This is a genomic window from Frateuria sp., from assembly GCF_013362045.1.
Taxonomy (GTDB): domain Bacteria; phylum Pseudomonadota; class Gammaproteobacteria; order Xanthomonadales; family Rhodanobacteraceae; genus Frateuria_A.
On the sequence record NZ_JABFWW010000136.1, the window covers coordinates 1 to 24,849 of the forward strand.

General features: G+C 68.7%; 18 protein-coding genes, 1 pseudogene and 1 riboswitch. Of the genes and pseudogenes, 13 read left to right on the top strand and 6 right to left on the bottom strand.

Annotation, left to right across the window (positions count from 1 at the left end; all coding sequences use genetic code 11):
• Positions 1 to 228: alkaline phosphatase family protein (locus HOQ08_RS06290; RefSeq protein WP_291192521.1), on the top strand; the 228-nt coding region annotated here is incomplete at its 5' end.
• Positions 229 to 269: 41 nt separating this feature from the next.
• Here HOQ08_RS06290 and HOQ08_RS06295 read toward each other — a convergent pair.
• The 3 genes from HOQ08_RS06295 to HOQ08_RS06305 all read right to left on the bottom strand — a co-directional run bounded on the left by HOQ08_RS06295 (position 270) and on the right by HOQ08_RS06305 (position 8,393).
• Positions 270 to 3,383, bottom strand: a complete 3,114-nt coding sequence (locus HOQ08_RS06295) for an efflux RND transporter permease subunit (RefSeq protein WP_291192522.1) — start codon at positions 3,381 to 3,383, stop codon at positions 270 to 272.
• 362 nt (positions 3,384 to 3,745) lie between these two features.
• Positions 3,746 to 6,988 carry an efflux RND transporter permease subunit gene (locus tag HOQ08_RS06300; protein WP_291192523.1) on the bottom strand — a complete coding sequence of 1,081 codons (3,243 nt, stop codon included), beginning with the start codon at positions 6,986 to 6,988 and terminating at the stop codon, positions 3,746 to 3,748.
• Positions 6,989 to 7,166: 178 nt separating this feature from the next.
• Positions 7,167 to 8,393, bottom strand: coding sequence for an efflux RND transporter periplasmic adaptor subunit (locus tag HOQ08_RS06305; RefSeq protein WP_291192524.1), 1,227 nt, complete (start codon positions 8,391 to 8,393; stop codon positions 7,167 to 7,169).
• A 330-nt stretch (positions 8,394 to 8,723) separates the two neighbouring features.
• Here HOQ08_RS06305 and HOQ08_RS06310 point away from each other — a divergent pair, with 330 nt between their 5' ends.
• The gene (locus tag HOQ08_RS06310) at positions 8,724 to 9,245 is read left to right on the top strand and encodes a c-type cytochrome (RefSeq protein ID WP_291192538.1); all 522 of its coding nucleotides are present in this window, start codon (positions 8,724 to 8,726) and stop codon (positions 9,243 to 9,245) included.
• A 123-nt stretch (positions 9,246 to 9,368) separates the two neighbouring features.
• Here HOQ08_RS06310 and HOQ08_RS06315 read toward each other — a convergent pair whose 3' ends face one another.
• Entirely contained in the window at positions 9,369 to 9,947 is a 579-nt protein-coding gene (locus HOQ08_RS06315) for an ACP phosphodiesterase (RefSeq protein ID WP_291192525.1), read from the bottom strand.
• 57 nt (positions 9,948 to 10,004) lie between these two features.
• Between HOQ08_RS06315 and HOQ08_RS06320 the strand changes: the two genes are divergently transcribed.
• The 4 genes from HOQ08_RS06320 to HOQ08_RS06335 all read left to right on the top strand — a co-directional run bounded on the left by HOQ08_RS06320 (position 10,005) and on the right by HOQ08_RS06335 (position 14,257).
• Positions 10,005 to 10,694 carry an alpha/beta family hydrolase gene (locus HOQ08_RS06320; protein WP_291192526.1) on the top strand — a complete coding sequence of 230 codons (690 nt, stop codon included), beginning with the start codon at positions 10,005 to 10,007 and terminating at the stop codon, positions 10,692 to 10,694.
• 67 nt (positions 10,695 to 10,761) lie between these two features.
• Positions 10,762 to 11,871 (top strand): cell division protein ZapE, encoded by a 1,110-nt coding sequence (zapE, locus tag HOQ08_RS06325; protein ID WP_291192527.1) that lies wholly within the window; start codon positions 10,762 to 10,764, stop codon positions 11,869 to 11,871.
• 170 nt (positions 11,872 to 12,041) lie between these two features.
• The gene (locus tag HOQ08_RS06330) at positions 12,042 to 13,862 is read left to right on the top strand and encodes a bifunctional diguanylate cyclase/phosphodiesterase (protein ID WP_291192528.1); all 1,821 of its coding nucleotides are present in this window, start codon (positions 12,042 to 12,044) and stop codon (positions 13,860 to 13,862) included.
• The gene (locus HOQ08_RS06335) at positions 13,859 to 14,257 is read left to right on the top strand and encodes a hemerythrin domain-containing protein (protein ID WP_291192529.1); all 399 of its coding nucleotides are present in this window, start codon (positions 13,859 to 13,861) and stop codon (positions 14,255 to 14,257) included. Before HOQ08_RS06330 ends, HOQ08_RS06335 begins: the two co-directional genes overlap by 4 nt.
• A gap of 33 nt (positions 14,258 to 14,290) precedes the next feature.
• Here the strand turns inward: HOQ08_RS06335 and HOQ08_RS06340 are convergent, their stop codons facing one another.
• Both HOQ08_RS06340 and HOQ08_RS06345 read right to left on the bottom strand, forming a co-directional pair.
• Entirely contained in the window at positions 14,291 to 14,764 is a 474-nt protein-coding gene (locus HOQ08_RS06340; protein WP_291192530.1) for a YetF domain-containing protein, read from the bottom strand.
• A gap of 4 nt (positions 14,765 to 14,768) precedes the next feature.
• Positions 14,769 to 15,797 carry an SDR family oxidoreductase gene (locus HOQ08_RS06345; protein WP_291192531.1) on the bottom strand — a complete coding sequence of 343 codons (1,029 nt, stop codon included), beginning with the start codon at positions 15,795 to 15,797 and terminating at the stop codon, positions 14,769 to 14,771.
• A gap of 262 nt (positions 15,798 to 16,059) precedes the next feature.
• Positions 16,060 to 16,275, top strand: a riboswitch (cobalamin riboswitch).
• Between the two features lie 239 nt (positions 16,276 to 16,514).
• Between HOQ08_RS06345 and HOQ08_RS06350 the strand changes: the two genes are divergently transcribed.
• The 7 genes and pseudogenes from HOQ08_RS06350 to HOQ08_RS06380 form a co-directional block, all read left to right on the top strand.
• Positions 16,515 to 18,932 carry a ribonucleoside-diphosphate reductase subunit alpha gene (locus tag HOQ08_RS06350; RefSeq protein ID WP_291192532.1) on the top strand — a complete coding sequence of 806 codons (2,418 nt, stop codon included), beginning with the start codon at positions 16,515 to 16,517 and terminating at the stop codon, positions 18,930 to 18,932.
• A 13-nt stretch (positions 18,933 to 18,945) separates the two neighbouring features.
• Positions 18,946 to 19,170, top strand: coding sequence for a hypothetical protein (locus HOQ08_RS06355; protein ID WP_291192533.1), 225 nt, complete (start codon positions 18,946 to 18,948; stop codon positions 19,168 to 19,170).
• A gap of 192 nt (positions 19,171 to 19,362) precedes the next feature.
• Positions 19,363 to 20,370, top strand: a complete 1,008-nt coding sequence (locus HOQ08_RS06360; protein WP_291192534.1) for a ribonucleotide-diphosphate reductase subunit beta — start codon at positions 19,363 to 19,365, stop codon at positions 20,368 to 20,370.
• Positions 20,371 to 20,403: 33 nt separating this feature from the next.
• Positions 20,404 to 20,553: a hypothetical protein gene (locus HOQ08_RS06365; protein WP_291192535.1), complete on the top strand. Its 150-nt coding sequence runs from the start codon at positions 20,404 to 20,406 to the stop codon at positions 20,551 to 20,553.
• Between the two features lie 170 nt (positions 20,554 to 20,723).
• Positions 20,724 to 23,969: a TonB-dependent receptor gene (locus HOQ08_RS06370; protein ID WP_291192536.1), complete on the top strand. Its 3,246-nt coding sequence runs from the start codon at positions 20,724 to 20,726 to the stop codon at positions 23,967 to 23,969.
• A 159-nt stretch (positions 23,970 to 24,128) separates the two neighbouring features.
• On the top strand, positions 24,129 to 24,515 hold the full coding sequence (locus HOQ08_RS06375) for a BlaI/MecI/CopY family transcriptional regulator (protein WP_291192537.1): 387 nt from the start codon (positions 24,129 to 24,131) through the stop codon (positions 24,513 to 24,515).
• Between the two features lies 1 nt (position 24,516).
• Positions 24,517 to 24,849 (top strand): annotated as a pseudogene (locus HOQ08_RS06380) (peptidase M56); the annotation flags it as partial.

Consider the following 24,849-nt stretch of genomic DNA (forward strand, 5'->3'; position numbering starts at 1 on the left):
GGCGACCGCTGGGGACCGGGCTCGCGCATCCCGGCGATCGTGGTCTCGCCGCACGCGAAGAAGGGCCACGTCGACCACACCGTCTACGACACCGGCTCGATCGCCCGCCTCATCACCCGCCGCTTCGGCCTGCGCAAGCTCCAAGGCCTGACGCAACGCGAGGACGCGATGCGCGCGGCCGGCGGCCCGCCCCCGGGCGACCTCACCGCCACGCTGGACTTCACCTGACATCCTGCTCCCTCTCCCCGCAGGGGAGAGGAAGCAAAAGCCTAGGAGACGCGCACCACCGCACGGCCGCGATGCCTTGCGCGCCATGCGCGCCAGCGCGCCGACAGGCAGGAGAAGATCACGTACAGCGCCGGCGTGCTGAGCAGGGTCAGGCTCTGCGAGATCAGCAGGCCGCCGATCAGCGCGATACCGAGCGGGCGGCGCAGTTCGGAACCCTCGCCCAGGCCGATCGCGATCGGAAGCGCGGCAAGGATCGCCACCATGGTCGTCATCATGATCGGACGGAAGCGCACGATGCAGGCCTCGCGTACCGCCTCCAGCGGACTCTTGCCGTGTTCGCGCTCGGCCACCAGCGCGAAGTCGATCATCATGATCGCGTTCTTCTTGACGATGCCGATCAAGAGCACCAGCGCGATCTGCGAGATCACCGACAGCTCCGTGCCGGTCAGCCACAGCGCCAGCAGCGCGCCCACGCCCGCCGCCGGCAGCGTGGAGAGGATGGTCACCGGGTGGATCAGGCTCTCGTAGAGCATGCCCAGCACGATGTAGACCGTGAGGATCGCGGCCAGGATCAGCCAGCCCATGCCGCTCTGCGTCTCCATGAAGCGGCGGAAGTCGCCGCCCACGTTGAGCCGGATGTCGCCGGGCATCCGCATGCCATCGACCGTGTGCTGGATGATCGCCATCGCCTCGCCCATGCTCACGCCGTCGGCGAGGTTGAAGGACAGGTCCATCGTCGTGTACTGGTCCTCGTGCGAGACCTGCGAGGGCGCCAGGCCAGGCTCCTGGTGCGCCAGCGCGCCGAGCGGGATCATCCGGCCACTGTCCGAGCGCACGTAGATGCGGTCGATCGCCGCCGGCGTGGCGGTCTGCGCGGGCAGCGCATTGATCACCACCTTGTACTGGTTGATGTCCGAGTAGATGGTCGAGACCTGGCGCTGGCCGAAGGCGTTGTACAGCGCCCCATCGATGGTGCCGACCGACACGCCCAGCCGTGCGGCCTTGTCGCGGTCGATCACCACGTTCTGGCGCAGACCGGCCTCGTCGATGTCGCTGCCGACGTCCTTGAGCTTGGGATTCTTCTTCAGCTCGGCGACCAGCCGTGGCAACCACAGCTGCAGCTCCTCCAGGTTGTCGCCCTGCAGCGAGACCTGGTACTGCGCGCCCTGGTTGCCGCCGCCCCCGCTGCCGCTGGGCAGGTCCTGGATCGGGCGCAGGCGCAGGTTGAGGTCGGGGTAGCGGTCGGCCTTGGCCGAAAGCCGCGCAAGCACGGCGAAGGTGTCGTCGCGGCGGCCCTCGCCGAGGGTCTTCAGCTCGATGTTGAACGCGCCGGCCGTACCCTGGCGGCTGGTACCCAGGCGCGAGCCGACCGCCTTGACGTCCGGGTCGGCCAGCAGCATCCGGGTCAACCGCTCCTGGCGTTCCATCGCGCCCTGGAACGACACCGTGGCGCTGGAGGTGGCGCGACCCCAGATCAGCCCGGTGTCCTGCGGCGGGAACAGGCCGGACTTGACCATGCCGAACAGGAAGAAGGTGGCCGCGATCAGCACCAGCGGCGTCAGTGAAAGCGCCAGCGCGTGGCGCAGCGCCAAGTCCAGCGCACGGCTGTAGAGGCCGAGCATGCCGGCGTGGAAGCGGTCCAGCGCACGGCCCATCCGGGAAGGTTCCGCCGTCGCGTGGCCGTGCAGGAACAGCCCGCACAGCGAAGGCGTCAGGGTGAGCGAGATCAGCGCCGACATCGCGATCGCCGCCACCAGCGTCATCGTGAACTCGTGCATGAACATGCCGGTGATGCCCGGCGCGAACAGCAGCGGAATGAACACCGCGATCAGCGAGGCGGTGATCGAGACGATGGTGAAGCCGATCTCGCGCGCGCCGGTGAGCGCCGCCTCCATCCGCGGCATGCCCTGGTCGATGTGGCGGATCACGTTCTCGATCACCACGATGGCGTCGTCCACCACGAAGCCGATCGCGATCACCAGCGCCAGCAGGGTGAGGTTGTTGAGCGTGTAGCCGAACACGTACATCACCGCGAAGGCGCCGGCCAGCGACAGCGGCACCGTGAGCGCGGCGATCAGCGTGGGCGCGAGCCGGCGCAGGAACAGCGCCATGGTCAGCACCACCATCGCCAGCGAGATCAGTAAGGTCGCCTGCACCTCGTGCAGCGAGGCGCGGATGGTCGGCGTGCCGTCGAAGTACGGGGTGAGCGTGGTGCCGGGCGGCAGGTAGGCGCGCAAGGCGGGCACCTGCGCCTTGACGCTGTCGACGGTGGCGATGACGTTGGCGTCGGACTTCCTGAAGACGTACATCAGCACGGCCGGCTTGCCCTGGAACCAGGCCGCCTGGTATGCGTCCTGCTGGCCGGCGTAGACGTGCGCGACGTCCGACAGCCGGATCGGCACGCGGTTGCGCACCGCGATCACCAACCTGGCGAAGTCGTCGGCCGTATGCAGCTGGTCGTTGGCGGTGACCGCCATGGTGGTCGCGCCATTGGACAGGAAGCCCTGCGGCGAGGTCACGTTGGCCGCGGTCAGCGCATTGCGCAGCTGGTCGGGCGAGAGGCCCATCGCGTTGAGCGCATGCAGGTCGACGTCCACGCGGATCGCCGGCGTCGCCGCGCCGGCGATCTCCACCGAGGACACGCCCGGCAACTGCCGCAGCCGCTGCGCCAGCAGGCTGTCGGCGGCGTTGTACAGGTCGGCCGCCGATTGCGTGTCGGAAGTCAGCGCGAAGGCGATGATGGGATCGTCGTTGGGGTTGGCCTTCTGGTAGCTGGGCGGGCTGTTGAGGCCCGGCGGCAGGTCCGGCGCGGCCGCGTTGATTGCCGCCTGCACGTCGCGCGCTGCGGCGTCCAGGTCGGTACCGCCGCGGAATATGAGAAAGACCGAGGAGCTGCCCTCGGAACTGTGCGAGCGCATCGTGTCGATGCCCGGTACCTGGCCCAGGTGCCGCTCCAGCGGTGCGGCCACGGTGGAAGCCATGGTGCTGGCATCGGCACCGGCCTCCTGCGCCTGCACGAAGATCACCGGAAACTGCATCTGCGGCAACGCCGCCACGCCCAGCAGCGCATAGCAGATCACCCCCGCGATGAGCACGCCCATGGCCAGCAGCGAGGTGCCGATCGGGCGGCGGATGAAGGGGCCGGAGATGTTCATGCGGCGGCGGTTCGAAAAAAGGAGGACAGGATACGCGGCATCGTCGTGCTAACGCGCGGAGTGCGTATCGGTTGAACCGGAGGCGCGTATCCATTGCCGTGGCGGTCCGGCTTAGCGCGCTCTCCCCTTTGAGGGAGAGCGCGGGGGTGAGGGACGGGTGTTCGCGGGTTGACGTGGTTGTGCGCTGACGCGCTTTTGCTTATCGCTCTTGTGTGTCGCTTCCGCCAAATCAAGAACGACAGCGCACAACCAAGCTATCCGGCGAGCACCCACCCCTCACCCCAACCCTCTCCCCAAAAGGGGAGAGGGCGCAAAGGCAGGGGAGCAAAGGCAGCACCCTCCCGGAGGGGAAGCCAGACGCGCTACGCCGCGCGGGCGTCGGCCTGCGCCCGCTCCAGCGCCCGCCGCTCGCGGCGCAGCCGCAACCAGTCGGAGAAGCGTTCCATGTAGAGGTAGATCACCGGCGTGGTGTAGAGCGTGACCAGCTGCGAGAGCAGCAGGCCGCCGACGATGGACACGCCCAGCGGCCGGCGCAGTTCCGCGCCGATGCCGTTGCCCAGCGCCAGCGGCAGCGCGCCGAGCATGGCCGCCGCAGTGGTCATCATGATCGGGCGGAAGCGCAGCAGGCAGGCGCGCCGGATCGCCTCGCGCGCATTGAGCCCTTCGCGCTGCGCCTCGATGGCGAAGTCGATCATCATGATCGCGTTCTTCTTGACGATGCCGATCAGCAGCACGATGCCGACGATGCCGTCCACCGACAGGCTCATGCCGCACAGGATCAGCGCCAGCAGCGCACCCACACCCGCCGGCGGCAGCGTCGAGATGATGGTGAGCGGGTGGATATAGCTCTCGTAGAGCACGCCCAGCACGATGTAGATCACCACGATCGCTGCCAGCAGCAACAACACCTCGTCGCCCAGCGAGGCATTGAATTCTGCCGCCTTGCCGATGAACTCGCCGCGCACCTGCGGCGGGAAATCGAGCTGCGCCTCCACTTCGTGGATCGCCTCGACCGCCTGCGACAGCGAATAGCCCGGCGCGAGGTTGAACGACAGCGTCACCGCCGGCAGCTGCTGCTGGTGGCTGACCACCAGCGGCGCGGCAGCGACCTGCGCGGTGGCCAGCGAGGCGATCGGGATGGTGCCGCCGGCACCGATCTGGAAACCCACGTTGCCGGTGTTGCCGATACCTGCCGGCGTGGCCGAGTTGGCCGAGGTGAGCTGGCCGAAGCTGGTCGCGGAGGAGCCGGTCAGCGCGCCGTTGCCGTTGCCGCGCACGGTGAGCTTGTTGAGCAGGTCGCGGCTGGTGCGGAACTCCGGCGCCACTTCCAGCACCACGCGGTACTGGTTCAGCTGGGTGAAGATGGTGGAGATCTGGCGCTGGCCGAAGGCGTCGTACAGCGTGTCGTCGATGGTCTGCACCGGCACGCCCAGGCGGCTGGCCTTCTCACGGTCGATGGTGAGCCTGAGCGCATTGCCCTGGTCGGCCAGGTTGTTGTCCACGTCGGCCAGCTCGGGCCGCTTGCGCAGCGCCTGGGTCATCTGCTCGGCGCGTCTGGCCAGATCCCTGGAGTCCACTTCCGACAACGAATACTGGTACTCGGTGGCCGCCACGCGGGTGTCCAGCGTCACGTCCTGCACGGGCTTCAGGTACAGCGCCACGCCCGGGATGCCGGCCACCGCCTGTTGCAGGCGCGGCAGCACCTCGTCCAGGCCGCCGCGATCGCCGCGGTCCTTCAGCACGATCGAGAGCTGGCCCTGGTTGAGCGTGGGGTTGATCGAGCCGGCACCGATGAAGGCCGCCACGCCGGACACCGCCGGATCCTTGTGCAGCGCGTCGGCCACCGCCTTGGTGCGCTGCTCCATCTGCGGGAAGGCGATGTTCTGGTCCGCTTGCACCACGCCGGTGATCAGGCCGGTGTCCTGCTCGGGCAGCAAGCCCTTGGGGATCACCACGTAGAGGATCACGGTGAGCACCACGGTGGCGCCCGCCACCAGCATGGTCAGGCGGCGGTGGTCGAGCACCACGTCCAGCGTGCGGGCGTAGAGATCAACCGTGCGCGTCCACAGGTTGCGCTTGCCCTGCGCCGCGGCGTGCTCGTGCGCGGTATCACCTTCCGGAAGCTGGTCGGGCTTGAGCAGGTAGGCGCACATCATCGGCGTCAGCGTCAGCGACACCAGCATCGAGATCGCCACCGCAATGGTCAGCACCCAGGCGAACTCGTGGAACAGGCGGCCGGTGACGCCGGGCATCAAGAGCAGCGGCAGGAACACGGCGATCAGCGAGACGGTCAGCGACAGCACCGTGAAGCCGATCTCCTTGGCGCCAATCTCGGCCGCCTCCTTGCCGCTCTTGCCCTGCTCGATGTAGCGCACGATGTTCTCGATCATCACGATCGCATCGTCGACCACGAAGCCGGTGGCCACGGTCAGCGCCATCAGCGAGAGGTTGTCCAGCGACATGCCGGTGAACGCCATCACGCCGAAGGTGCCCAGCAGCGACAGCGGCACCGCCACCGACGGGATCACCGTGGCCCACAGCCGGCGCAGGAACACGAAGATCACCGCCACCACCAGGCACACGGTAAGGATCAGCGTGAACTCCACATCGTGCACCGAGGCGCGGATGGTCACCGTGCGGTCGGCGAACACGCCAAGGTGCACGTCCGCCGGCAGTACCGCCTGCAGCGACGGCAGCACCGCGCGGATCTGCTGCACGGTCTGCACGATGTTGGCGCCGGGCTGGCGGCGGATGTCCAGCAGCACGGCCGGCTTGCCGTTGGCCCAGGCGGCGAGCTGGTCGTTCTCCACGCCGTCGACCACGCGGGCGACGTCCTTCAGCCGCACCGGCGCGCCGGCCTTGTAGCTGATGATGGTCTGGCCATAGGCGGCCGCGTCGGTGAGCTGGTCGTTGGTGCCGATCGAGTAGCTCTGCGTGGCGCCGTTGAGCGTGCCCTTGGGCGCGTTGACGTTGGCCGCCGTCAGCGCAGCGCGCACGTCTTCCAGCGTCAGCCCCAGGTTGGACAGCTGCGAGGGATTGACCTGCACGCGCACGGCCGGGCGCACGTTGCCGGCGATCGAAACCAGGCCCACGCCCTGCACCTGGGAGAGCTTCTGGGCGATGATCGAATCGGCCAGGTCGTTCACCTCGCGCAGCTGGCGGCTGTCGGAGGTGAGCATCAGGGTGAGGATCGGCGCATCGGCCGGGTTCACCCGGTTGTACACCGGCGGATACGGCAGGTTGTTGGGCAGCGTGCCCTTGGCCGCGCTGATCGCCGCCTGCACGTCCTGTGCGGCGATGTCGATGTCACGATCCATGTTGAACTGCAGGATGATCGTCGACAGGCCCGCGGACGAATCCGAGCTCATGATCGACAGCCCGGAGATCTGCCCGAACTGGCGCTCCAGCGGCGTCGTCACCAGCGCGGCCATGGTGGTGGCGCTGGCGCCCGGGTACTGCGTGGTCACGACCAGGCTGGGCGCGTCGATCTCCGGCAGCGCGGAGACCGGCAGCTGGCGGTAGCCGAGCACGCCCAGCAGCAACACCGCCACCATCAGCAGCGAGGTGGCGATCGGGCGGCGGATGAAGAGGGTGGAGAAGCCCATGGGTTATCCGGATCAGGTTCGTTGGGTAAACACGCCGCCGTGCAACCACCGTTCGCCCTGAGCGTAGCGCAGCGGAGTCGAAGGGCTTCCCTTCGACTTCGGCCTGCGGCCTACGCTCAGGACGAACGGCTTTTTCGGTGTTCGCACCGGGCTGGCCCGGCGCGAACGATCCAAAAGCTCAATGTCCGCGGCGGCCACGGCCAGCGCCCTGCTGCTTGGCCTTCTGCAGTTCGGCCGCGGTCGGCGCCGCCGGCACTTCGCCGGGCTTGAGCGGGTTGACCTTGCTGCCGGGCTTGAGCCGGAACTGGCCCTCGGTGACCACGCGATCGCCTTGCTTCAGGCCACTGCCGATCATCACCGCGCTGTCGCCCACCTCCTGCGCCACCTTGACCGGCTGCATCTTCACCGTGTTGTCCGCCTGCAGCAGGTAGACATAATCACCGTCCGGGCCGCGCTGCACGGCCTGCGCAGGGATCACCAGGCCGCCGCCGACGGTGCGCACCTTCAGCCGCACGTTGACGAACTGGCCCGGCCACAGTGCGTTGCCGTTGTTGGGGAACTCCGACTTCAGGCGGAAGGTGCCGGTGCTCGCATCGATCTGGTTGTCGATCACCTTCAGCACGCCGCCGTCGGCCACCACGTGCGCGTCGCCGCGGTCGAGCGCGGCCACCGTGAGCTCGCCGCCGCCCTGCGAAGCCTGGCGCACCATGTCCAGGTTCTGCTCGGGCAGGTTGAACATCACGTTGATCGGATGGAGCTGGGTCAGCGTGACGATGGTGCTGGTGGTGGTCACCACGTTGCCCGGATCGACGCCGCGGATGCCGGCCAGTCCATCGATCGGCGAGAGCACCTTGGTGTAGCCCAGCTGCACCTCGGCGTCGCGGATCGAGGCCTGGTCGGCGGCGACGGTCGCCTCCAGCTGGCTCACCGTGTTGCGCAGCGCGTCCAGGTCCTGCTTGGCGATGTAGCCCTTCGGCCCGAGTTCCTGGCTGCGCGAGTAGTTGGCCTTGGCGGTCGCCAGCTGCGCCTGGTCCTGGTGCAGCCGCGCCACGGCCTGGTCGTAGGTGGCCTGGAAGGTGCGCGGGTCGATCTGCGCCAGCACCTGGCCCTTCTTCACCGGCTGGCCTTCGGTGAACTCCAGGCTCAGCAGGCGGCCGCTCACCTGCGGGCTGATCGCCACCGTGTTCAGTGCCTGCACCGTGCCCAGCGCAGTCAGGTAGACCGGCACGTCCTGGCGCGCCACCGGCACCACGGTCACCGGCACCGGGGGTTGTTCTCCTTCCTTGCCCTGGGCCTTGTCCTGCCCTGCATGTGGCCCGCCGGGCTTGTGCATCAGGCGCAGCCCGACCACGAGCAGCACCAGCACCACCACGACGGCCAGCGCGATCTTCCAGAAACGCGACATGTGCAAAAACTCCCGATTGGATGTCGGCCGCACGCCGCGCGCCGTGCGCAGCCGATAGGCCCGGTGAAAGGATAGGGTTACAGCAACGGGCTTGGACAATGCCAGTTGACACAGGTGCCCCATGACCGAAGGCACCCAACCGATGGCATGTGGGGATGCAACCGGGCCATGGTACGCGGCATGACCGACAAAGGTGCCGCGGGCATAGGGCGGCCCTGAAACTTGCCGCCGGCTTGCTCTATAATGGGCGTCTTGTCTGCCTTGTGCCGGCCCCCGAGGGCATGCCGGCACGTCCACTGATCACTTGGAGTTACTTGCGTGAGCGGTTCCTTGACCAAATCGGACCAGAGCTTCATCCGCCAGTTCGGCTGGCTGATCGCCGGTCTTCACGTGCTGGCGCTGGTGTTGCTGATCATGGCCTACACCATCTACACCCGCGCGCCGAAGGAAACCAATCCGCAGGTCGCGCAGAAGATCGCCGCGCGCCTGGCCCCGGCCGGCGCCGTGTACGCGGGCGATACCGGCCGCGCTGCTATGGCCGCCGCGCAGGAAGCCGCTGCCAAGGCCGCCGCCTCGCAGGTCGCCTTCGGCGGCAGCACCGACGGCAAGACCGTCTACGACGGCCTGTGCCACAGCTGCCATACCGCCGGCGTCGCCGGCGCGCCCAAGCTGGGCGACAAGGCCGCGTGGGCGCCGCGCATCGCCGAGGGCATCGATACCCTGGTCAAGCATGCGCTCGAGGGCTACCACGGCCCCGACGGCAACTTCATGCCGCCCAAGGGCGGCATGCCCTCGCTCACCGACGAGCAGGTCAAGAACACCGTGCACTGGATCGTGGACCAGGCCAAATAACCCCGGCCTGATCAAAAGGCTTTCCCAAGACGCCGCCCACCGGGCGGCGTTTTCGTTTGTGCCTCTCGGCGGGAAACGGGCCCGTAGGGTGCGCTTCGGTCCACCATCAAGTTTCCAAGGTGGCTACGGGCGCCACGCCTGGGCGAAGCGCTGCAGCTGCGGGAAGAACGCATCGAAGCGCGCCTGCAGCGGCGCGTCCAGCGCCTGCAGCACCGGCAGCATTCGATCCAGCGGATTGTCCCGCTGCAGGCGCTGGCCGATTCCGGCCAGCGCGCGGCCGAGCATTTCCGGTTCGGCGTAGCCGGCGGGCAGGTCGTTGGCCTGCATGTAGCGGACGAAGCGGTGCGCGGTGGCCGGCAGCAGCGCAGCCTGCCGGTCCAGCTGCGCGCGCAGCTCTTGCGAGAACACCTGCAGCGGCACCGGTGACCACCGCGCGAAGTCGCGCGCCAGGCAGTGATCGAACCACATGTCCAGCGCGATACCGGCGTAGCGCCGGTACGGCGGCGGGAACAGGGCGCGCGCGGCAAGCACCTCGGCGTGGCGGTCGGTGTAGCCGTCGATCGCGCGGTGCAGTGCGATGCCTGCACGCACGCTCGCCGGCAGGGCCGGATCGGGCGCGCCGCGCACGAAATCGCCGAGCACGCCGCCCAGCCGCAGGCCCTCGTCGTCGCCGGCCAGCAGCGCGTGCGCCAGGTGGTTCATGTGCCCGCTCCGCGGTGCCGCGGCTGCGGCAGGGTGCCGGCGGTTATCATTGCGCGCATGACGCCCACCATCCTTCCCGACGACCCCGCAACCTTTCCGGGCGAAGAGGCGAGCTTCGCTCTCGCCGGCCCGGCCGGCAAGCTGGAGGCCATCGCCAACGTGGCATCGCCCGCGGAGGCGCGCGCCGGCGTGGCGGTGATCTGTCACCCCAACCCCGTGCAGGGCGGCACCATGCACAACAAGGTGGTGACCATGCTCGAGCGCAGCCTGCGCGAGTGCGGGCTGGATACCGTGCGCTTCAACTTCCGCGGCACCGGCGCCTCCGCGGGCAGCTACGACGAGGGCAACGGCGAAGGCGAGGACCTCGCCGCGGTGGTCGCCTGGGCCCGCCGCATGCGGCCGGGCGACGCGCTGTGGCTGGCCGGCTTCTCCTTCGGCAGCTACGTGACCATCCGCAACGCGGTGCGCCTGAAGGCGGCGGCGCTGGTCAGCATCGCGCCGCCGGCGGGGCGCTTCGCCCTCGCCGAAGTGCAGGCGCCACAGTGCCCGTGGCTGATCGTGCAGGGCGAGGCCGACGAGGTGGTCGAGCCGCAGGCCGTGTTCGACTGGATCGACAGCCTGCCGGTCGAGCCCGAGGTCGTGCGCATGCCCGAGACCAGCCATTTCTTCCACCGCCGGCTGATGGACCTGCGCGGAGCGGTCAAACACGCGGTGCAGCCGTGGCTGCCGCCGTTGCGCAACGGATGAGTAGCCCAGGCAGCCTGGCCTCTCGTCTCGGCGTGAAGCCGCACACTCACCCGCAAACGTCCACCGCATGACCCCTTCGATCACCCCCTCCGCCCGCTACCACGAAGGCGTTGCCGCGCATCGCTGGGAAGCGGACCCGGCGCAGCTGGCGGTGCTGCCGCAGTTCGACCGCATGCACGCGCTGCTGTGCGCAACGCCCGGCAACGGCGGCCTGCTCGGCCGCCTGAAGTCTCTGTTCGGCGAGGACGCGCGCGCGCCGGTGCCGGGCCTGTACCTGTGGGGCAGCGTGGGCCGCGGCAAGACCTTCCTGATGGACTTGTTCGCCGCCAGCCTGCCGCACGGCGTGGCGCTGCGCCGGCATTTCCACCGTTTCATGGGCGAGGTGCACGCGCGCCTGCGCGAGCTGGGCGAGCGCGCCGACCCGCTGGAGGACGTCGCCGAGGGCCTCGCCGCACGCTGCCGCGTGCTGTGCCTGGACGAGTTCCTGGTGCAGGACATCGGCGACGCGATGATCCTGGCCAACCTGCTCGACGCGCTGTTCCGCCGCGGCGTGGCGCTGGTCACCACCTCCAACACGCCGCCGCAGGGCCTCTACCGGGACGGCCTGCAGCGCGCCCGCTTCCTGCCCGCGATCGCGCTGATCCAGGCGCACTGCCACGTGGTCGAGATGGTCTCGCCGCACGACTGGCGCCTGCGCGCGCTGACCCAGGCGCCGGTCTACCTCACGCCGCCGGGCGCCGAGGCGGAGCGCGCGCTGGCGCGCATCTTCGCCAGCCAGGCGCAGGAGGACACGCATGAAAACGGCACCATCGAGCTCAATGGCCGCGTCCTGGCCGTGCGCCGCCGCGCCGCCGGGGTGATCTGGTTCGATTTCGAGACGCTCTGCGAGGGGCCGCGCGCGGTGGCGGACTACATCGCGCTGGCGCGCACCGTGCCCACGGTGATCGTCTCCAACGTGCCGCAGTTCTCCATCTACAGCGAGGACGCCGCCAAACGCTTCGTGCTGCTGGTGGACGAGTTCTACGACCGCCACGTCAAGCTGGTGCTCTCGGCGGCCGCGCCGATCACCGAGCTGTACGACGGCGAGCGACACCGCGCCGAATTCAGCCGCACCGAATCGCGCCTGATCGAGATGCAGAGCGAGCATTACCTGGCGCTGCCGCACCGGCCCGAGTAGCCGGGCTCCTTGCGAAGGCCTGCTCGCTCCCGGCGCTTGCCCGCCCTCCCGGGGATCCGCCGCGGGTGGCGATGCCTTCCAAATTCGCATTGCGGCTGCGGATGAAGCCGAAGTACCCTGAGCTGCGGGTTATCGCCAGATCCCACCAGGTTGGACGAAGGGGGAACGTCATGCACACGACGGTGGAGCACGACCTGGAAGCGGCGTTCCCGGAACCGGACACCGCATCCGCCGCCGGCGGCGACCCACCGCCGGATGGCTACGCGATACCGGGCTTCGATGCGGTCGCGCACCTCGCGGCCACCTCGCTCGACGTGGCGATCGTCCTGCTGGTGCTCAGCAGCGGCAGCGCCTATTGGTACAGCCGCAACACCGATTCGAGCCAAACGCAGGTGCTGCACCCGCTGTATCTGGAAGCGGCGCGCCGCGGCACCGGCCAGGTGCTGGCCGACATCGCCGCAGACGCACGCTACCGCGACACGCCCCCGCTCTCGGGTACCGCCAGCGCCGCGTTGCGCTTCTTCGCCTGCGAGCCGGTGTACACCTTGAGCGGCCGCCACGTGGGAGCGCTGTGCGTGATGGATCCGGCGCCGCGCACCGGCCTGGACGAAGCCGGACACGCCGCGCTGCGCGACGCGGCACGGCTGGCCGGCGCGGGCGTGGTGCTGGGCGGCTACCTCGGCCGCACCGATCCGGTAACCCAGCTGCCCCACCGTAGCGCCTTCTTCGAGGACCTGCGCGCGCGCCGGCTCAACGGCGCGCAGCGCGCCTGGCTGATCGCCATCGAGGTCGCGCCGGTGGAACGCTTCAACGCCTTCGTGCGGGCGATGGGCTTTCCCTATGCCGACGAACTGATGCGCGCCGTGGCCGCGCGCGTGCAGGCCTGGATGCCGGCCGACACGCACCTGTACCAGGTCGGCGTGACGCGCTTCGCCGCGGTGCTGCCCGAGGCCGACGCGCCGTTGGGTGCCGGCCAGCTGGACGACCTGGTCATGCGCCTGCGCACGCCAGTCGATTGCCTGGACATCCCGCTCACGCTGCAGCCCGGCGTGGGCCTGCTCGACCTGGACGTGCGCCGGCTCGACGGCGCCGACCCGCTGCGCCAGGTGATGAGCGCCTCGCACGCCGCGCAGAACAACCCGCGCGGCTGGGCGCTGTACGAGCGCAGCCAGGACGAGCGCCACCGGCAGGAATTCTTCCTGGTCACCGAGCTGGCCGCCGCACTCACCGAGCGCACCGAGCTCTACCTGCACTACCAGCCCCGCGTACGCCTCAGCGACGGGCGCTGCGTGGCGGTCGAGGCGCTCGCGCGGTGGCGCCACCCGACCCTGGGCGAGGTACCGCCGAGCCAGTTCGTGCCGCTGGCCGAGCGCGCCGGGCTGATGCGCTCGCTGACCGGCTGGGTGCTCGACCACAGCGTGGCGCAGCTGGCCGGATGGCACCGGGCCGGCCACGGCATCGGGCTGTCCATCAACATCTCCAACGCCGACTTCGATGCCGACCTGGTCACCCGCCTGGAAGCGGTCGCCAGCCGCCACGCGCTGGACCCGCGCGCGCTGGAACTGGAGTTCACCGAGAGCACGCTGCTGCTGCACAACGACGCCACCAGCCGGCACTTGGCGGCGGTGCGCGAACTGGGCGCCGGCATCGCGATCGACGACTTCGGCACCGGCTACAGCAACCTCGCTTCGCTGCGCCAGATGCCGGCCACCTGCCTGAAGATCGACCAGTCGTTCGTCCGCTCGATGGATGCCAACCGGCACGATGCGGCGATCGTGCGCTCGACGGCCGCACTGGCGCGCGACCTCGGTTTCCGCGTGGTGGTCGAAGGCGTGGAAACCCGGCGCATCTACGACACCGTGCGCCGGATGGCCTGCGACGAAGTGCAGGGCTTCCACGTATCCCCGCCGCTGCCCGCCGACGACGTGCCGGCCTGGCTCGGGCGCACGGCGCACTGGCACCACGGCGGCGACGGTGGGAGTGCCGCGTGAGGTTGACCGACATCCTGCGCGACCAGCACGCGCAGCTGGCCGTGATGCTCGACGAGCTGCATCGCCTGGGCGTGGCCGAAGCGACAGGCCGCGACCGGCTGCAGCGCGCGCGGCAGGCGATGCTTGCGCACCTCAAGCTGGAAGACAGCCAGCTCTACCCGGCGCTGCGCGCGGACCCGGCCACCTCCGCCCTGGCGCGCCGGTACGCCGACGAGATGCAGCAGCTCACGCCTGCGCTGATGGCCTTCTTCGACACCTACCGCGACGGCAGCGCCGATCCGTTCGCCTTCGCGCGCAGCCTGGAACAATTGCTGGCGGTGCTGCAGCAGCGCATCGAACGCGAAGAGGAATGGCTGTACCGGGTCTATGAAGCGCAGCTGGAAAAGATCGGCTGACGAGGTCGCGTGCGTTTCCGCTGACGAGGCAGCCTATTCGACAGGCCTGCCGGCCTTCAGCACGCTGATCTTGCCGTTGGCCTCCAGCCGCGCCTCGGCCACGTCGTTTAGTTCGTGCAGGCCCTTCTCGCGCAGCGCGCGGCGGAACGCCGCCTCGGACATGTCGTGCCGGCGCAGCGCGCCCTCCACCACGCGTCCGTCGCGGGCGAGCAGGCTGTCCTTGCCCTCCACCACGCGATCGAAGCCGCGCCAGCGCGCGCACAGCCAGGCCACGGCCTTGTCCAGCAGGAAGATCGCCAGCACCCCGATGACCGGCGCCAGCGGCGACTTGTCGTCGCCGATGATCGCCGTGCGCAAGGTGCCGCCGACCAGCATCAGCACCACGATGTCGAAGGTGGTCATTTCGCCGAACGAGCGCTTGCCGAGCAGCCTCAGTACGACCAGCAGCCCCAGGTAGACGCCCACGCCGCGCAGCGCATACACCCACCACGGGTCGGTCAGGTGCATGGCGTCAACCGGTCGGGCCGCCCATCACCGGCAGGATCGCACCGCTGACGTAGCTCGAACAGCTCGGCGCGGCGAGGAAGACGTACGCCGGCGAGAGCTCCTCCGGCTGCGCCGGCCGCCCCCATGGGTTCTGCTCGCCGAACCTGGCGACCTGGCTGGCGGACCGGTCGGCGGGATTGAGGGGGGTCCACACCGGCCCCGGCGCCACCGCATTGACGCGGATGCCGCGTGACACCAGGTTGCTGGCGAGCGACATGGTGAACGCGTGGATGGCGCCCTTGGTCGCCGAGTAGTCGAGCAGGTGCGCGTTGCCGAACAGGCCGGTTTCCGAACCGGTGTTGATGATCGCGCTGCCCTCGTGCAGGTGCGGCAGCGCCGCCTTGGTCATGTGGAAGTAGCCATAGATGTTGGTGCGCATGGTGAGGTCGAAGTGCTCCTCGCTGATGTCCTCCAGCGCGTCGGCGTGTTCCTGGAAGGCGGCGTTGTTGACCAGTACGTCGAGGCGGCCGAACTCGTCGAGCGTGCGGTCCACCGCCTTCCCGCAGAACGCCGGATCCTTCACGTCGCCACGGATCAGCAGGCAGCGGCGGCCTTCCTTTTCCACGTGGCGCTGGGTCTCGCGCGCGTCATCGCCCTCGGACAGGTACACCACCGCCACGTCGGCGCCCTCGCGCGCGAACAGCACCGCCACCGCGCGGCCGATGCCGGAGTCGCCGCCGGTGATGATCGCCACCATGTCCTCCAGCTTGCCGCTGCCGCGGTATGCGGGCGCCTCGAACTGCGGGCGCGGTTGCAGCTTGGCTTCCTTGCCCGGCTTGCTCAGGTGCTGCTCGGGCAACGGGGGGCGCGGCTTCGGCCGCGGGCTGGTCTGGCCCGGCTGCTTCTTCGACGCGCTCTTCCCGGCGACGGACTTGGATGCCTTGCCCTGCTGCTTCTGCTTGTCCTTCGTGTCGATTTGCGACTGCACACGCCGTTCTTTTGCCACCGCCTTGCCGGTGCCGCGGCCGCGCTGGGCGGTCTTCGTAGTGGCCATCGTCCGCTCCCGTTGTGGCTAGGTTCGGCCCACGACGATAGGCAGCGCGCCGTGGCGGACAGGTGAGTGCGGGGCGTCTGCGGCTGTCGGCGCCTTTCTTCCTCTCCCGCCCGGAGGGCTCGTCCGACGGCGGGAGAGGGTCCGGGCAGAGCGTTGCGTCCGGCAACACCGAGCCCTTTCCCCGCCCCTCCCAGCAGGCAGAAAGGCAAACCGCACCCGTAGCGACAACACGAAATCTTGGGTTGACCATCGAGCACCACCCCGATATGTTGTGTCCGTCGGTGCCCGTCCAGACGCGACTGTCGGTCGGGCTTAAAAGGGAATCCGGTGCGAATCCGGAACTGCCCCGCAGCGGTAAGCGGAAACGAAACCCGTCACATGCACTGGGCCGCAGCGCCTGGGAAGCGACGGGAACTAGGTGGGCCTCCGGGCCCGTGTCCGCGAAGTCCGAAGACCTGCCGGCACGCCAGGCCCCAAGGGCCGGCGGTCGCGTCCACTGAGACGCGTCCGGCCGACCCTGACGCGGCCCGGCGCGGGTGGCCGCTTCCGCGGGGAAGCGCGTCGCATGCAGGCGGCCCCATGCCTGCGTGATGCGCGTTCTTCCGTGAAGCAGAACCCTCAGGCCCTGCGCGCGGGAGCAGGCGTTTGATGTTTCGGAACCGTCGCGTCGGTGCGTTCTCCTCCGCATCGCGTGGTGGCTCCCCTCCGGAGACCCGCATGGACACCCTCGACACTCCTTCCGGCGAAGGCACGCCCACCGCGCGCGCCGACGACGGCTTTGCCCTGACCTCGCCGCACAGCCCTGCGCAGATGCGCGTGACCAAGCGCAACGGCGCCACCGAGAGCGTGGACGTCAACAAGATCGTGCGCGCGGTGACGCGCAACGCCGACGGCCTGCACGCGGTCGACCCGCTGCGCGTGGCGCTCAAGACCATCGGCGGCCTCTACGACGGCGCCACCACGGCGGAGCTGGACCAGCTCTCGATCCGCACCGCCGCCGCGCTCACCGCCGAGGAGCCCGAATACGGCCAGCTCGCCGCGCGGCTGCTCGGCGCCTACATCGACAAGGAAGTGCGCGGGCAGGAGATCCAGAGCTTCTCGCAGTCGATCGCGCGCGGCGCCGAACTCGGCCTGCTCAACACGCGGCTGCGCGATTTCGTCGCCGCCCACGCGCGCAAGCTCAACGACGCAATCGACCCGGCCGCCACCCGCCGCTTCGAATACTTCGGCCTGCGCACGGTGTACGACCGTTACCTCCTGCGCCACCCGCAGGCACGCCGCGTGATCGAGACGCCGCAACACTTCTTCATGCGCATCGCCTGCGCGCTGGGCGGCAACGACGTAGGCGAGACGCTGGAGCTGTATCGGCTGCTCAGCGCACTGGAATACATCGCCAGCTCGCCCACGCTGTTCAACGCCGGCACCGCGCACGAGCAGCTGTCCTCCTGCTTCCTGCTCGATTCGCCGGCCGATTCGCTGGAGGCGATCTACGACAAGTACGCGGACGTCGCCAAGCTCAGCAAGTTCGCCGGCGGCATCGGTCTGTCCTTCACCCGCGTGCGCTCGCGCGGCTCGCTGATCCGCGGCACCAACGGCCATTCCAACGGGCTGGTGCCGTGGCTGAAGACGCTGGATGCCTCGGTGGCCGCAGTCAACCAGGGCGGCAAGCGCAAGGGCGCTGCCTGCGTCTACGTGGAGCCGTGGCACGCGGATATCGAGGAGTTCCTCGAACTGCGCGACAACACCGGAGACGAGGCGCGCCGCACGCACAACCTCAATCTCGCCAACTGGGTGCCGGACGAATTCATGCGCCGGGTCGAGGCCGACGGCGACTGGTCGCTGTTCGATCCCAAAGTGGTGCCGCAGCTCACCGACCTGTGGGGCGTGGCGTTCGAGCACGCCTACCGCGAAGCCGAAGCAGGCGGCCTGGCGGTGAAGACGGTGAAGGCGCGCGAGCTCTACGCACGCATGCTGCGCACGCTGGCGCAGACCGGCAACGGCTGGATGACCTTCAAGGACCGCTGCAACGCTACCGGCAACCAGACCGCCGAGGCGGGCAACGTGATCCACCTGTCCAACCTGTGCACGGAGATCCTGGAAGTCACCTCCGCCGACGAAACGGCGGTGTGCAACCTGGGCTCGATCAACCTGGCGCGGCACGTCACGGACGGCGCCTTCGACTTCGCCGAGCTCGCCGCCACCGTACGCGTGGCGGTGCGCCAGCTCGACCGCGTGATCGACCTCAACTTCTATCCGATCGCCACGGCACGCAGGGCGAACCAGAAATGGCGGCCGGTGGGCCTGGGCGTGATGGGGCTGCAGGACGTGTTCTTCCAGCTGCGCCTGCCGTTCGATTCCGCCGACGCGCTGGCGCTGTCCACCCGCATCGCTGAGGAGGTCTACTTCCACGCGCTGGACGAGTCCTGCGCGTTGGCCGGGCAGGCCGGCGCGCATCCGGGCTTTGGCGAAACCCGCGCCGCGCGCGGCGAACTGCAGTTCGACTACTGGCCCCAGGCGGCGCCGCACGAGCCCTCGCGCTGGGACGCACTGCGCGAACGGATCAAGAACGGCGGCCTGCGCAACTCGCTGCTGATCGCCATCGCGCCCACCGCCACCATCGCCTCGATCGCCGGCTGCTACGAATGCATCGAGCCGCAGGTGTCCAACCTGTTCAAGCGCGAGACGCTCTCGGGCGACTTCCTGGTGGTCAACCGCTACCTGGTGGAGGAGCTGAAGACGCTCGGCCTGTGGACGAGCGAGGTGCGCGACGCGATCAAGCTGGCCGAAGGCTCCATCCAGGGCATCGCGGCGATTCCCGGGCGGCTGCGGCAGGTCTACCGCACCGTGTGGGAGCTGCCGCAGAAGGCGCTGATCGACCTGGCCGCCGCACGCGGCGCCTACATCGACCAGAGCCAGTCGCTGAACCTGTTCATGGAGAACCCGAACATCGGGCAACTCTCCTCGATGTACATGTACGCGTGGAAGGCCGGCATCAAGACGACCTACTACCTGCGCTCGCGGCCGGCGACCCGGATCGCCAAGACGACCGTGGCCGCGATGCCGGATCAGGCGCAAGCGAACGCAGCGGTGTTCTGTTCACTGGAGAATCCCGAGTATTGCGAGGCCTGCCAATGAACCGGCCCCGTGCATGCATCGCTACCGCAACCTGGACGGCCACTCCGGCGTCGTCGCCTACGAGCTGGGCGAAGGCTGGCTCCGCATCCGCTTCGTCGGCGGCGAGACCTACGAATACACCGACGCGGCCACTGGCGCCGAACACGTACGCAACATGCAGATGCTGGCGCAGGCCGGCGAAGGGCTGGCGACCTACGTCAGCAAGTTCGTGCACGACGCCTACGCGCGCAAGCTCTAGCTCCTGCTCCCCTCTCCCGCCGGGAGAGGGGCCGGGGGCCGTCGCGACAGCCATGAACCGTTCGCCCTGAGCGTAGGCGCGAAGCGCCGAAGTCGAAGGCCGCCCGCTCCGGCATCTACGCAAGACCCGCACCCTCATCGCCCCTTCGGGGCACCTTCTCCCGGAAGGAGAAGGAATACATCCGAGGCACCCATGACCAGCCAGCTGCTCGACCCCGGTTACGCCCTCACCCTGCGTCCGATGCGCTACCCGGCGTTCTACGAGATGTACCGCGCCGCCATCCGCAACACCTGGACCGTGGACGAGGTCGACTTCGCGCCCGACCTCAACGACCTCAACGGCAAGATGAACCCCGCCGAGCGCCACCTGATCCAGCGCCTGGTCGCCTTCTTCGCCACCGGCGACACCATCGTGTCGAACAACCTGGTGCTCAACCTGTACCAGCACATCAACGCGCCCGAGGCGCGCATGTACCTCTCGCGCCAGCTCTACGAGGAAGCGCTGCACGTGCAGTTCTACCTCACCCTGCTGGATACCTACATCCCCGATCCGGGCGAGCGGCACAAGGCCTTCGACGCGATCGAGACGATCCCCTCGATCCGCGCCAAGGGCGCGTTCTGTTTCAAGTGGATCGACTCCGTCCAGCACCTGCGTCGCGTCGAGACGCGCGAACAGCGGCGCCAGTTCCTGCTCAACCTGATCTGCTTCGCCGCGTGCATCGAGGGACTGTTCTTCTACGCCGCCTTCGCCTACGTCTACTACCTGCGCTCGCGCGGGCTGCTGCACGGGCTGGCCTCGGGCACCAACTGGGTGTTCCGCGACGAGAGCAGCCACATGGCGTTCGCCTTCGAGGTGGCGCGCACCGTGCGCGCCGAGGAGCCGGAGCTGTTCGACGCGGAGCTGCGCGCGCAGGTCGAGCAGATGCTGGAGGAGGCGATCGCCTGCGAGACGCAGTTCGCGCAGGACGTGCTGTCCGGCGGCGTGGACGGCCTGTCGGTGAAGGACATGCGCCAGTACCTGGAATACTGCGCCGACCAGCGCCTGGCTCAGCTCGGTCTGCCTAAGAAGTATGGCGTCGCCAACCCGTTCGACTTCATGGACCTGCAGGACGTGCAGGAAGTCACCAACTTCTTCGAGCGGCGCGTCTCGGCCTACCAAATCGGCGTGCAGGGCGAGGTGGCGTTCGACATGGCGTTCTGAGAGGCTGACCTCTCGCCGCGTCGCGAGGAACCGATGAGCCCGGCCGGTGTCACCGTGCTGTTCGACAGCCCGCTCGTGCGGCTCACCGGCATCGATCACCCTTGTCCGCGCGGCCGCTGCGGCTGCGAACGCGACGAGGAGCACACCGGCGGACAGGGAAGCGGCCGCCCGGCCGAGGCCTAACCCGGGCTGAAGGCTTCGTGAAGATTTCGTTCAATTGTCATCTTGCGACGCCTACAATGCGGGCCATTGCGCCGGGCCCCGGCGCCCGTGTCCAAGCTGCGACCGCCTCCTGCCGGGAGGCGGCGGCGCCTGGGCGTCGGCAACGTGTCCGTCACCACCCCGGGAACTCCATGAAATCCATGATCCGCGTGCGCGTACTTCCGTTCGCCATCGCCTCGCTGCTGGCGATGGCGCCAGTGGCCGCCCAGAACATCACCACCTCCGGCGCCAACGGCCGCGTGCTCGACGCGCATGGCCAGCCGGTGGCCGGCGCCATCGTGACCATCGTGCACGAGCCCTCCGGCACCACCAAGACGGTGACCACCGACGCCGACGGCCGTTATGCCGCGCAGGGTCTGCGCGTGGGCGGCCCGTTCGCGATCACCGCGAGCAAGGGCGGCCTGGCCGGCGCCGAGCAGGACAATGTGTACCTGCAGCTGGGCCAGCCGTCCTCGATCAATCTGACGATGGGCGCCGCCGCCGCCGAGGCGAGCACGCTGGGCGCGGTCACGGTCAGTGCCTCTACGCTGGCGCAGACCTTCTCGACCGAGAACAAGGGCCTGTCCACCAACATCTCGCAGCGCCAGCTGCAGGCCACGCCGCAGGGCAACCGCTCGATCGACGACGTGGCACGCCTGGACCCGCGCATCACCGTGACCGACCAGGGCACCGGCGCGATCTCCGCCGCGGGCATGAACAACCGCTTCAACAACATCGCCGTGGACGGCGTGACCCAGGGCGACCCGTTTGGCCTGAACGCGAACGGCCTGCCCTACCAGAAGTCGCCGATCTCGCCCGAGACGATCGCCGAATACAACATCTCCACCGCCAACTACGACACCTCCTCCGACGTGGTCGGCGCCGACGTCAACGCGGTGACCAAGTCCGGCACCAACCAGTTCCACGGCTCGGTGTACTACGCCTACCGCAACGCCAACCACCTGGTGGGCGACGCCGGCTGGCTGTCCAGCAGCGACCCGGGCTACCACTACAAGGGCTACCAGAAGGACGCCACCTACGGCTTCAACGTCGGCGGCCCGATCCTCAAGGACAAGCTGTTCTTCTTCGTCTCGGCCGAGCACGAGAAGACTACCGGCATCGGCGCGGACTCCGCCAACGGCCTGGACAACACGCTGGGCAGCGGCCCGTCCACCAGCAACAAGGTCTCGCCGGGCGACCTGCAGAAGGTCATCGACACGGCCAAGCAGCTGGGCCTCACGCCCGGCACCTTCGGCGGCCCGACCGGCCTGACCTACGACGACAAGCGCTACCTGGGCAAGATCGACTGGAACATCACCAACAACCACCGCGCCAGCTTCACCTACCAGCGCACCAAGGAGCTGCTGCCGGCCGTGGGCGGCAACAGCCCGTCCAGCGTGGGCCTGACCAGCTACACCTACACCAAGGCGATCACCACCGACAACTACGTCGCGCACGTGTTCGACGACTGGACCGACAACTTCTCCACCGAGGCCAAGGTCGGCTACCAGAAGTACGTGCAGGACACCACCGCGCCGTTCCAGCAGCCGGCGGTGAACGTGAACCTGTCGCCCACCGGCAAGGGCCCGTCGGTGAACCTGGGAGAGGAGCGCTACCGCCACTACAACCACATCGACACCAAGAAGACCTCGGTCTTCCTGGCCGGCACTTATTACCTGGGTGACCACGCGATCAAGGGCGGCATCGACTACCAGCGCAACAAGATCAACAACCTGTTCGGCCAGGCCGAGTTCGGCGTCTACACCTTCTGGGGCCTGACCAACTTCGCCGCCGGCAACTACAACAAGTACGAGCTGTATCACCCGGCACCCGGCTACGCGCTGGACGACATCGCCGGCAAGTGGACCTACAGCCAGTACAGCCCGTTCCTGCAGGACACCTGGCAGGTCACCGATGCGCTGTCGGTGCAGTACGGCGTGCGCGTGGACATCCCGCACACCGGTGGGCAGCCGGTCTACAACGCGGCGTTCGCGCAGGCGTTCGGCTATGCCAACAACTACACGGTCGGCTCCTCCAACCGCGTGGTCGAGCCGCGCCTTTCGTTCAACTACCTGTTCGACAGCCAGTACAAGACCCAGCTGCGGGGCGGCGTGGGCCTGTTCCAGACCAACCCGCCGACGGTGTGGCTGACCAACCCGTTCCAGAACAACGGCGTCACCCTGCTCAACTACACCTCGTTCGTCCCGGCTAGCGCGCCCTTCAGCGCCGACCCGCACAACCAGAACATCCCGGCCGGCGGCGGTGCGGGCTCGATCGACACCGTCGCCAAGGACTTCCGCCTGCCGACCGTGTGGAAGATGAGCCTGGCGCTGGACCGCGAGCTGCCCTGGTGGGGCCTGATCGCTTCGGCCGAGTACCAGCACATCAAGGTGCGCGACGGCATCCTGTACGAAGCGGTCAACTACGGCGCGCCGACCGGCGTATTGCCCGATGGCCGCCTGCAGTTCTGGAAGACCCCGGGCGAGGCACCGACCTCGAAGGACGCTCTGGCCAACCGCAATCCGTCGATCAGCACCGCCTCCACGCTGCTCACCAACACCCATCGGGGCAAGTCCGACAGCCTGACCCTGGCGCTGGCCAAGCCGTTCTCGGAGAACTGGTTCGGCAACGTCAGCCTGACCTTCAACCACGCCACCGACGTCGACCCGGGCACCGACACCATCGCCTACAACGGCTACCAGCGCGTCGCCCGCCTCAACCCCAACAGCAACGTCGAGGCCACCTCCAACTACAACGTGGCCAAGGCCCTGAAGGCCTCGCTGACCTGGCAGCACGCGTTCTTCGGCGACTACAAGACGCAGGTGTCGGCCTTCTACAGCGGCCGCACCGGCATGCCCTACACCTGGGTGTTCAGCAACGACGCCAACGGCGACAGCGTGTCGGGCTGGGATCCGGCCTACATCCCGACGGCCAACGACCCGAAGGTGGCCTACGCCGCCGGCACCAGCCAGCAGGTGATCAACCAGTTCCAGGCCTTCCTCGCCGCCGATAAGTACCTCAAGGACCATCGCGGCCAGGTCGCCGCCCGCAACGGCGACCGCACCGCCTGGGCGAACGAGCTGGACATGAGCCTCTCGCAGGAAGTGCCCGGCATCTTCAAGGGCAACAAGGGCGAGCTGCGCCTGGACATCTACAACGTGCTCAACCTGCTCAACAAGAACTGGGGGCAGCAGCGCAACACCGGCATCTACCCGACCCGCAACCTCGCCAGCTACGCCGGCGTGAATGCGCAGGGCCAGTACGTCTACACGCTGCCCACCGACAAGAACGGCAACTACCAGCCGCAGCAGCTGCAGACCTACGACGGCGGCTTCTACGACCCCAGCCGCGTGGTGTCCCGCTGGTCGGCGATGCTGACCCTGCGTTACTCGTTCTGATCCAGCGGCTTCGGCCGGTACGACTGACGGGCGCCCTCGGGCGCCCGTTTTTTTTGCCTTTCCCCTCCAGCGAGAGGAGCCGTGCCGTGTGCCGCCAGCCCTATTGACTACAGTTGTAGTCAGCGCTAGCTTGACTACATCTGTAGTCAGGAGTCCGCCATGCCCCGCCCCACCATCGGCGACCAGGAACTCGCCCTGCTCCACTACCTCGCCGAGCACGCGCCCGCGTCGGTGGGCGAAGTCGCCGCCGGCTTCGGCGAGGCGCGCGGCCTGGCCCGCTCCACCGTGCTGACCATGATGGAGCGCCTGCGCGGCAAGGGTTACCTCAAGCGCCGCCAGGCCGGCGGCCTGTATCGCTACAGCCCCGCCACCGCACCCGGCGTGGCGATGCGCCAGGCGGTCGGCAGCTTCGTGGAGAAGACCCTGAGCGGATCGGTGTCGCCGTTCGTGGCCTACCTGTCCGAACGAGCCGAGGTCAGCGACGAGGAGCTGGCAGAGCTCGAAGCGCTGGTCGCCCAGCTGCAGTCGCGCCGCAAGGAGTCCTGACATGTCCACACCGACCGCCGTTGCAGGGGAACTGCTGCTGCGCCTGGCCTGGAGCTCGCTGCAGGCCTGCGTGCTGATCGCCGCAGTGGCGCTGCTGCTGCGCCTGGCGCCGCGCCTGCCTGCGGCGATGCGCAGTGCGCTGTGGTGGCTGGTCGGCCTGCAGCTGCTGCTCGGCCTGGCCTGGAGCCGGCCGCTGGCGCTGCCCCTGCTCGCGCCGGACGCGCCCAACGTGGTCGGCATCACCCACGCGCCGGCGCCGATGCCGCTTCCACGCGCGACGGGGTACGTTCCGCAAACCAACGTACCGCCGATCGCACAAGCCGGCCGGGCCATC